A 9814-nucleotide genomic window follows, 5' to 3' on the forward strand; every position below is an offset into this window, starting at 1 on the left:
CGGGCGTGGAGTTGGCAACCCGGTACCCTGCCGGATTGTCAGCGAAACAGACGGAATCCCGGTCAGGTGCCGGGCGTGCAGGCGGCCTTCCCGGCGGCGGTGCTCATGTAGCGGGCGTCGGGTTGGATGCCCACGCGGGTCAGTTCGAGACGGTCGGCGTCCCAGCAGGCGCCGATGGTGGGGTCGGCGCTGAGCTCGCCGAGTTCGTGGCGGGCGCAGGCGCGGGCAAGCAGGTCCACCTGCGCGTCCGACAGTGGCAGGCGTGTCCGCCACGCCCGGACGAGTGTGGCGGCCCGTTCGCCGTGCCCGGTGTCGTACCACTCGTCGTGCCGTTCGGCGTCATGGAACCACGCGAAGTACCGCGCGACGCTCACGTCACCGCCCGACGCGGCGGCCAGGCGCTCGGCGTGTGCCTGCACCCGCTCCCAGTGGGCGGGACCGTGAATGGAGTGCCTGCCCAGCCGGAAGTGGAGGATCAGGTCGGCGCGCAGGTCATGGGGGACGGCAGTGGCGGGGGAGGCAGTCATGCCCAGCAGGATAGGAGACCCGCCCGGCGTGCGGGACGGCAGGTGCCGGATTCAGGCCTGCGGGTCGGGCTGCGTGGGGCGCAGGGTCAGGTGCACGCCGTCCACCGTGAACTGCATGCCCTGCGGGGTACTGCGGAAGCCCAGGAACGATCCGGCGGGGAATTCCAGGTTCATCACGCCGTGCCGGTCGAACAGCGTTCCGGCGTCGCGGGAGAACGCGGCGACGTCCGAGTCGTTCCGTTGCGTTCCCTCGGGCAGCAGGTGCGGGTCGCTGACGTTCAGGGCGGCGGCGGCCGCGCGGTGATCTCCCGGTCCCAGGAACGTGAACGCGAGGTCCTGCGTCACGAACACGTCGTGCTCGGTCAGGCCCAGTAGCCCCGCCGTGCCGGACGGGCCATCGCCGCTGGTGTGCGGGCGCGGCGCGATGGAACTCACGCCGCGCCGCACCATCAGCTGCGTCAGGTCCCGGGTGAAGTCGTGCGTGGCGGCCTGCGGGCGTGCGGGAGAGGTCATGCCCCCAGGGTAATGCCCGGCGGCCCGCTCGGCGAACGGGCCGCCGGGCATTAAGGTGTCGGGCCGTCATGACGTTGTGTGACCCGGCGTTCATACTGGGGGCGTGACGTCCTTCCCTGCACTGGCCGAGCAGGCCTGGTCCCTGCGCTTCACCGACCCCGGTGAGGCCTCCGCGCTGGCGGGGCAACTGACAGGCGCAGACGCGGCGCAGCGGGCGCAGGCGCAGGTCGTGCAGGGGTTCCTGCTGTGGCGCGCCGGGGACCTGCTGCGGTCCCTGGAGCAGGTCACGCAGGCCGAGGCGACCCTGCGCGACCTGAACGACGAACGCTGGCTGGCCCGCGCCCTGAGCATGCAGGCCGTGCTGCTCGGCGACGTGGGCGAGGGCGAACGCGCCCTGCGGATCCTGCAGGAGGAACTGGAACTCGTGCGCCGCATCGGCGACACCGAGATGGAAGCGTCCGCCAACAACGATTTCGGCGTGCAGATCGCCTGGGACGACCCGGAACGCGCCCTGCAGTACTACCAGCGGGCCTACGACCTGCTGGACCGCGCGGACCCGCCCTGCCCGTCCATTCAGGGCATCGCGGCGCTGAACATGGCCGAGGTGTACCTGCAACGGCAGCAACTGGAACTCGGGGACGCCCTGACCGAACGCGGCGGGCAACTGCTACACCAGGCGCAGGCATGGTCGTTCTGGCCGTTCTACGTGAGCCTGCGCGCCACCTGCCTGACCCGCGAGGGCCGCTTCGACGAGGCCCGCACCCTGATCCGCGAGGCGTTCACGCGCCTCGGCGATCACCAGTCTGCCGCCGGGCAACCCGGCCCGGACCCGATCGAGTCCGTGCAGATGCTACGCACCACCGCCGCCCGCACCGAGTACGACAGCGGCCACCCGGACCGCGCCCTGGCGTGGCTGCGCGACATGGAAACGTGGCCCGGCACGCGCAGCGAACTGAAAATCGAGTACCTGGACCTGCGCGCCAGCATCCAGGCGGAACTCGGGGATCACGCCGCCGCGTACCGCAGCGTGCGGCAACTGCTGGACGTCAGCCGCACCCGGCACGCCTACGAACGCGACGCGCAGATCAAGAGCCTGGAAGTCCTGCACCGCACCGACATGGCCCTGCAACGCTCCCGCGAGGCCGAGCAGGCCGCCCAGCACCTCCGCGAGCACCTCACGCAACTGCAGACCCTCAAGGGACAACTGGAGAAACTCAGCACCACCGACGAACTGACCGGCCTGGGCAACCGCCGCCAGTTCGAACACGACCGCGCCCTGCTGCACCCCGACGACGCCGTCCTGGTCATCGACATCGACTACTTCAAGCACGTGAACGACACGCACGGCCACTCGGCAGGCGACGTGACCCTGCGCGAGGTGGCCGACCGCATCAGCGGCGCGCTGCGCCGCAGCGACCGCGCCTACCGCTACGGCGGCGAGGAATTCACCGTCATCCTGCGCGGCGTGGGCAACACGCACGTCCTGGAAGTCTCCGAACGCATCCGCGTGGCCGTCGCCGCCGCGCCCATCACCGCCATCCACGACACCGTGACCGTCAGCGTCGGCGCGGCCGTCGTCGGACAGCGCAGCCCGGACGAGATTCTCGGCGCTGCCGACCGCGCCCTGTACCGCGCCAAGAACAGCGGCCGCAACCGCACCAGCGTCGAACCTGCCCACCCGCCCGGCGGCACCCGCCCCGGACACCCAGGCGCCCACGCGACCGGGATCGGCCGCGCAGGCCTCGGCACCGACCGCCAGAACCCCTGAAACTGCGGTCTGTTTCGCTGACAATCCGGTGAAGTTCCGGATTACCAGCTCCACGCGGTAGTTGGCTGGAACTAGACTCTGTTGGCGAATTCGAAAACCGCTGTTGGGTGAGGCGGAGCATCACGACTCGGCAACGAGAAATGCGGAGTCTGGGAGCTATCACCTGAATTCGCCAACAAAGTCGAACTATGCCCGACAGGAAACGCCTTGAGGCCGTGACAGCCACGCGCGCAGCGTCCAAACGCGATCGGTCAGCCCAATCGCCATCGCCGGTGTGCGCTGCAGGTACCGTTGACGTCCCTTCGGGACGTCAAGCTTCTTCCGAAGACCACGCTGCGTTCGGCACCAGTTGTAGGCCCCCTGGACCAGATGAGCCAGACTCACCCGGTGGACCGTCAGCCTCGCGAATGCGAGGCTTTTCCTCGCCAGGTGGGGATTCATCCGTCTCGGCGTCGCGTTCTGACGCTCCACGGCGGAGGTGTTGGGCTTCCGGTAGCCCAACCGCTGCAGTTCTTCGTGTACCCGGGTGCGAGTCCCTGCTGCGATCTCGGTTCGGACGCTCACGACCCGCTTCCCGGAATACTCCTTGATGATCCGTACGTGAGCCGAGGATCGCGGGACCCGGTAAGCCGTCTTCGGGAATCGCCCCCGCGTTCCCTGTCTCGCAGGCCGGTACGGCCTGCCGAATACTTCAGGGAATAACGTCTGGTACGACAGAAAACCATCAGTGAACAGGACCAGTCCATGAGGATCAGCGAGGCGTTCTCTGGCCTGAACGAGCAATGACCGCGTCAGGGTAGCCGTGCGCTCGCCGACCTCGCCCTGGATCAGGAACTTACTGCTGGGGTCGATGACGGTCGCGTCCCAGGCGGGCTCCTTCTTGCGGCCGACGAATCCGTAGCGCTCGTCTGCCTGAATGCTCGTGACCTGCAGGTCACGAGCATTCAGGTCGTGGAGGTGCTGTGCGTGGGTTCCGGCGGTGCGGACGATCCGCGCGACCGTGGTGCGGTGACAGCCGACCAGTTCAGCGGTCGTGATGAAGCTATTGCCGTGGGTGACGTGATTGACGACGGCGTCGACGGTGTCCTGGGAGCAGCGTGCGTTCCAGTAGGGCGTGCCCTTGAGTTCACTGAATTCAGTGCCGCACGTGGTGCATTTGAGGAGTCGTCGGTGGTAAGGGCCGTATCGTCGGCTGAGCTTGATGTTTCCCTGCTGAGCGCGGTGTTGGACTGGACAGGCAGGGTTCTGACAGACGAAATGTTCGAGTGGGAGCTCTTTTGACACGTCCGGGGATACGCCCCGGACGCTCCCATTTCAGTGGTGTCGGGCATAGTTCCAGCCAACTACCATAAAGTCAGCATAAATTTTTAACATCTCCTGTCTATCTGGTTCATCGATAGAATCTAATATAGTGCTTCTAATGGGAATGGGGATCAAAACAATTTCGATATTCTTATTTTTGAAAATCTTTTGGACCTCCCGTATATTGCTGGAAAATGCTGATATTATTTGAGGAGAGCTTTTATACCAATCTTTACGCCACTCGTTGCCGTATGGGGCAATATAATTTTTAAAAAAACCTACATCTTTTTTCAATAGGCCGGATTTGCATTTCTCATTAAGCTGAGACATAAGGATCGGGGAATTCGGAAGAATAGACTCCGTCTGAGCATTAGAATGCGTAGCGAGCATGGCACATGTCAAAATTAATAAACCGGTTATATGCTTCATGTTCCCATCTGGGTTTTAGCGATTTTGGAGGATGATATTAAACTTAGTAAAGTTGACTGCAAGATCTCTTTTATCTCCGGGGGCAAATCCATCCGTACTGTTGCTCATGTTCGACAGAATTACTACTGAGTCATCGCCAGTTGACTGGAAAGACTGTTCCAGATTAAAAACTGCTCCAGAATCCTTACTGAAGTTTGAAATATTTTTTCCGTTTATGAATACGGAGATTTTTTGGCCTTTCATAGGCAAGGCCCCACTTAAATTTACTTTATACAGCTTGTTTTTTATACCAGAAAATGAGATCATGCTCAATTTGCCAAGCGACCATCTGTTTGACCCTCTTTCTAAAGTAGAAAAGTTTTGAGTATAGAAGTCGGATTCTCTGCTTGAATCAATGAGGTCGATCGATTCGTCGCTGATTACGTTGATATTTGAGAGTATTTCTTCTGGGAAGCGGCATTTATATGCCTCGACCAGCTCTGGTTTTATTTTAATTTTTAAATCTCCGCTTATTGGCATATCTGGCAGTGTATTGACAAAATAGTATTTACCGTCATCGTTATTTAGACGCAGTGATTTTGCTAGTTTGCCGGTGACGACATCATTTATTGTGTAATCAATAGACTTTAATGTCTTGTCGTTTATATCTAGGAGTGTAACGGAATACTTATCTTTATTGAATGGTAAGATAGTAAAGCCGTTCTCGGATCGCTTTTGCAAAGGCTTATCTTCGCATACCGCTGACAAGCGGGCTGCTATCTCCCATCCTTTGACTGCAAATGAATAGTCGGGGTAATCTTTATTTGCGGCTACCGTATACTCAAATTCCCAGACGGCTTTGTCGGGCATAGATAGTTTTTTGGATGAAAACCAGTCTTCCATTGATCCAAAGGTATTGCCACCAACCAAACCGAGATTTACGAAGTCTTGACCTGAGAAATACTTTATAAATTCTACAAAACTAAATTCTTTACTTGCGGTATTGCTTGTCCCAAAAACAACGTTTAACTCCTCGTCTGAGAAGAGGTCTGTTTGTTTTTCGGCTGAAACTGCCTGAAATTGTTCCACCATCTCCGGTGCTTGTGAAGTTCCGCAATTGTCTTTTAATACCTGGCTTACGGAGCCAGAAATTACCGCATCTCTTGTTTTTTGCAAAGTGTATGCTTGTGTTGAATTACTCGGGTATAGAATTTGAACGACCGACTCAGCGCTCAGTTTAGCTCCTGTAGATCCCCAATGATGATCTCTGCGAAGCGCAAAGTTTTGGAGGCCTACTTTGTCAAGTTTTGATATGTCAACCGCTTTGAATCCTAGAATCTGAACTTGTCTAACAAATTCTTGATATGAATTCAGGGCTTTAGCTGAATCATAAATAGCAAGTGTTTCGAATTTATTTGATGAAAGGTGTGCCAAAACACCGCGCTGGGGTATTGGGACCATTACTATATCGGTCCCATTTCTTTTGAAAGACCTAGCTAATGCCGTTATTGCTCGTCTTTCATTAACGTCAAGCCTGCGGCCTTGCGAGAGGTCTAGTGTTGGCCGAAGGGGATTGGATCTTAGTAGCCATCCCTCATTGGATTCAATCAGTGAGTTTGCGCCCAATTTAGCCTTATCGCATATCTCGATCGTCTGCGCTCCGGCTCTATTGAATGAGATAGCGAGAAGCAAGCTGATCCCTATCGTTACTCTTTGCGTTATCATGATTAATCTCCGTATTGAACGCGTAGGAACCGCTCGGGTATCTCCCAAACGACAACCTGCGCGGGATTGTCCTTGCGTTCAGGGCTGGTCAGATACTCCCGCATCGGCACGATGGGTCCTTTGCCTTCACGTGCCATGTTCAGCACCTCCGTGCCCAGTGCGGCGGCCAGCGCTCCGTCGAAGTGCCAGACGTTGTCTTTCGTCTCCGCGCTGTAGCTCGTGCCCACCAGCGTCACCGCGATGCTCTCGTCACCGAACAGACCACCTCCTCCCTCATCTGTGCGTTCGTAGGTGATGGGACTGACATCATCGACCAGATTGTCCCCTGGCACGTAACGGGTGAGGTCCCCGGCGCGTGACACTTCCGGTTGCGTCTGCGCGGCGTACTCGGCGGCGGGCAGATCGAGGCCCAACTCCGTCACGACGGGCGCGATGGCCTGCGCGGCAACCTGGGCACCGGTCGGCGTCCAGTGGGTGTCTGTTCTGAAGAACAGGTCCTCGGTTTTGGCCCTCTCGAACGCGGTCAGCAGGTCCGGTGCGGGAATCCCGGCCTTCTGGAGGTCCGCACGGAACGACTGGTACAGCGGCGCGGTCTGTGCGGGCACCTTCGCTTTCGTCTGGTCCGCGTAGACGCGGGCCTTCGAGGGGATCAGGGCGACGACCAGTTGCGCGCCGTCCTTCTTCAACTCGTCCCGCACCTCCTGGATGTACGCGAGTTTGCCCTGAATCTCGGCAGCATCCTCAGCGGAGGTCTGGTACTCCTCACTCGTGAACAGCCAGCCCTCTTTGCCGATCAGGGCGCCGTCGCGGGCCTCCCCGAACAGACGGGCGTTCAGGCCGCCCCACAGGTTCACGCTGGCGTCCCGCCAGGGCACCCTGGCGTCGAGGTTCTCTTTCTCGTACGTGAGCATGGCTTCCCCGGTCACGACGTCTTTCCCCTGCGGCCACTGCCGCACCGTGGGCGTCAGGACTGTCAGGACCGCACCGACGGCCACCACGCCCAGCAGGAACGCGGCAGGCAGCCAGTGCAGCACGGCAGGGGCCGATGGGTTGTCGGCATTGGGTTTCACGGTGTCCTGCGCAAATTCAGTCATGTCAGGTCACCTCAGAACTGGAAGTAAAGGAAAGGAGTGTAGCTTTGAGCGGACAGTTTCATGATCGCCAGCACGAACAGCGGCAACAGCACCACGGTCGCCCCGACGGCCAGACGGGGGCGCAACAAGCGGCTTCCCACATCCCCGACCCGGCTTCCCCAGTAGGGAGCGAGGTACACCAGGAGGCCGCCCAGGACCATGCTGACCAGCACGCTGGGTTTGACCTGCCACGCGAGCGTGTCGCTCAGCGACACGCCGTTCAAGCCGAGCATGCCCCGGTACATGCGGAAGGCGTCCGGGACGCTGTCCGCGCGGAACATCACCCACCCGATGATCACCAGGATCATCGTGCCCGGAATGGTCAGCCACGCCGGGCTGGGCTTCCAGAGGCTCGCTTCCTTCATGCGCCGCTCGACCGCCAGGATGCTGCCGTGCCAGACGCCCCACAGCACGAACGTCCAGTTCGCGCCGTGCCACAGGCCACCCAGGACCATGGTCAGCCACAGGTTCAGGTACGTGCGCGCCCGCCCGTACCGGTTGCCGCCCAGGCTGATGTACAGGTACTCGCGCAGCCAGGAGCTGAGGCTCATGTGCCAGCGGCGCCAGAATTCCGTGATGGAGCGGGAGATGTACGGGTGGTTGAAGTTCTCCGGGAACTTGAAGCCCATCATGGCCGCCAGGCCGATGGCCATATCGCTGTACCCGCTGAAGTCGAAGTACAGCTGCAGGGTGTACGCCAGCGCGCCCAGCCAGGCGTCCGCCATGGTCGGGTTGGGCTGGTTGAAGGTCGCAGTCACGAGCGGCGCGATGGAATCTGCGATCAGGACTTTCTTCGCGAAACCAGTCATGAAGCGCGTGGCGCCGTAGGAGAATTTCTCCATGGTGTGCGTGCGGCTGCGGAACTGATCGGCGAGCAGGTTGTACTTCAGGACCGGTCCGGCGATCAGGTGCGGGAACAGCGCGATGAACGCCGCGAAGTCCAGCGGGTTATGAGTGGCCTTCTCTTCTCGGCGGTACACGTCGACGATGTAACTGATCGCGTGGAAGATGAAGAACGACAGGCCGATGGGCAGCAGGATCGGTGTCCAGCTGAAGGGCTGGAGGCCGAACGACTGCGTGACAGCGTTGAAGGAATCGATGCCGAAGTTCGCGTACTTGAAGTACGCGAGCGCCCCGAGGTTCAGTACGATGGCGCTGATGAGGGTCCAGCGCCGCCGGGCCCCGTCGGGTTGCTTCTCGAGGATCAGGCCGTACAGATATGCGACACCGGTGATGGCGACGAGCAGCCAGAGGAAGTCGAGCCGCCACCAGGCGTACAGGGCGTAACTGCCGATCAGAATCCACGCGCTCCGCCCCTTGAAGGGGAGGAGGTAGTAGACGATCAGGAAGATCGGCAGGAACAGGAACAGGAAGACGTTACTGCTGAAGACCACAGCAGGCGCCTTACTTCGTCTTGGTGGCGCTCTGGGTGATGGTCAGGCCGCTGTCCGTGAGGACCAGGGCGTAGGCGTTACCGCGTTCGAGCTTGAGTTCCTTGATGCTGCCGAGGTGCCTGGTGCCGCTGAAGGCGGCGAGGGTGACGGTGATGCCGTTCACGGCGCGGCTGCCGCTCTCGCCGGGTTTCACGCCGGTCACGACGGCGGTCTTGCCGTCGGCGGTTTTCAGGTCGACGCTGGCCGTCTTGCTGAGATTGTAGATGGTCAGGACGGCCTTGGCGCGGTTCTCAGCTCCCTCATCTTTGAGAAGGACCAGCTTGCTGCCCTGCAGGGCGACGCTGTAGAAGTTCCCGGCCTCGACCTTGAGTTTGCCGCTGACCGTGCCGAGCTTGGCGGTGAGTTCGCCCTGGGGAATGACGACGTACGCGCTGGCCGCGCCCTTCTCGGCGGTGACGCTCTTGCTGCCGAGGGTGGCGGTCGGGGCGTTCAGGACGCGCACGAAGGCGCTGTCGGCAGGGGGGGCTGGGTCGTACAACCCGGTGTCCTGCGCGGCAGCGAACGAGAGGAGAAGAGCAGCCGAAAGGAAAGGGGTCCGCATAGACCCTTACCGTACACTGTCTCTTTTCTCATTGTTCGGAATCTGCGTACCCTCTGATTGGAACCTGATCCCACACAGGGTAGTTGGCTGGAACTAGACTCTGTTGGCGAATTCAGTGTGCTGGTTGTAGTCGAGCAAATTGGGTGCGATACGTGCTCTCCGGGCGCTCTCCGGCGAGCCATTGGGTTGCGCGTACCATGTTCATTGCTGTCGCGGCCGAGAGTTCTTGGAGTGCCACCTTCGCTCTTCCTCGATATCGTGCCACTCGAACACCAAAGCGGCGCACACCCTGTGACACGGTCGCCTCAATCCCTGCGCGATCTCTGTAGGCCAGGTGGAACTCCGCTTGTCCTGCTCGTTCCCTGGCGTTCTGCAGCGCTTCAAATGTCACGCGATCAGGGAAGCCAAGAGTCCTCACTCCGGATTTCGCACGTGTGCAGCGC

Annotated in this window: 10 protein-coding genes; 1 reads left to right on the top strand and 9 read right to left on the bottom strand. The window is 60.4% G+C overall.

Annotation, left to right across the window (positions count from 1 at the left end; all coding sequences use genetic code 11):
* Positions 1-62 precede the first annotated feature (62 nt).
* Entirely contained in the window at positions 63-527 is a 465-nt protein-coding gene (locus tag IEY70_RS18890; RefSeq protein ID WP_189066574.1) for an HD domain-containing protein, read from the bottom strand.
* A gap of 51 nt (positions 528-578) precedes the next feature.
* Complete coding sequence (locus IEY70_RS18895) at positions 579-1040, bottom strand: hypothetical protein (protein WP_189066575.1); 462 nt, start codon at positions 1038-1040, stop codon at positions 579-581.
* Between the two features lie 103 nt (positions 1041-1143).
* On the opposite strand from IEY70_RS18895, the gene IEY70_RS18900 reads away from it, so the two are divergent.
* On the top strand, positions 1144-2808 hold the full coding sequence (locus IEY70_RS18900) for a tetratricopeptide repeat-containing diguanylate cyclase (RefSeq protein ID WP_189066576.1): 1665 nt from the start codon (positions 1144-1146) through the stop codon (positions 2806-2808).
* Positions 2809-2994: 186 nt separating this feature from the next.
* Here the strand turns inward: IEY70_RS18900 and IEY70_RS21140 are convergent, their stop codons facing one another.
* The 7 genes from IEY70_RS21140 to IEY70_RS21145 form a co-directional block, all read right to left on the bottom strand.
* A complete protein-coding gene (locus IEY70_RS21140) occupies positions 2995-4092 on the bottom strand; it encodes an IS1 transposase (RefSeq protein ID WP_229778089.1) in 1098 nt (365 codons plus the stop codon).
* Positions 4093-4122: 30 nt separating this feature from the next.
* A complete protein-coding gene (locus IEY70_RS18910; protein WP_189066577.1) occupies positions 4123-4539 on the bottom strand; it encodes a hypothetical protein in 417 nt (138 codons plus the stop codon).
* Positions 4540-4554: 15 nt separating this feature from the next.
* Entirely contained in the window at positions 4555-6243 is a 1689-nt protein-coding gene (locus IEY70_RS18915; protein WP_189066578.1) for an alginate O-acetyltransferase AlgX-related protein, read from the bottom strand.
* Positions 6244-6245: 2 nt separating this feature from the next.
* On the bottom strand, positions 6246-7337 hold the full coding sequence (locus IEY70_RS18920) for an alginate O-acetyltransferase AlgX-related protein (protein WP_189066579.1): 1092 nt from the start codon (positions 7335-7337) through the stop codon (positions 6246-6248).
* 11 nt (positions 7338-7348) lie between these two features.
* A complete protein-coding gene (locus IEY70_RS18925; protein WP_189066580.1) occupies positions 7349-8770 on the bottom strand; it encodes an MBOAT family O-acyltransferase in 1422 nt (473 codons plus the stop codon).
* 10 nt (positions 8771-8780) lie between these two features.
* Positions 8781-9371, bottom strand: coding sequence for an alginate O-acetyltransferase AlgF (locus IEY70_RS18930; protein ID WP_189066581.1), 591 nt, complete (start codon positions 9369-9371; stop codon positions 8781-8783).
* 112 nt (positions 9372-9483) lie between these two features.
* Positions 9484-9814 (bottom strand): transposase (locus IEY70_RS21145; protein WP_189066582.1); only part of this gene is annotated, 331 nt, incomplete at its 5' end.

This window comes from Deinococcus seoulensis (assembly GCF_014648115.1).
GTDB classification, from domain to species: Bacteria; Deinococcota; Deinococci; order Deinococcales; family Deinococcaceae; genus Deinococcus; species Deinococcus seoulensis.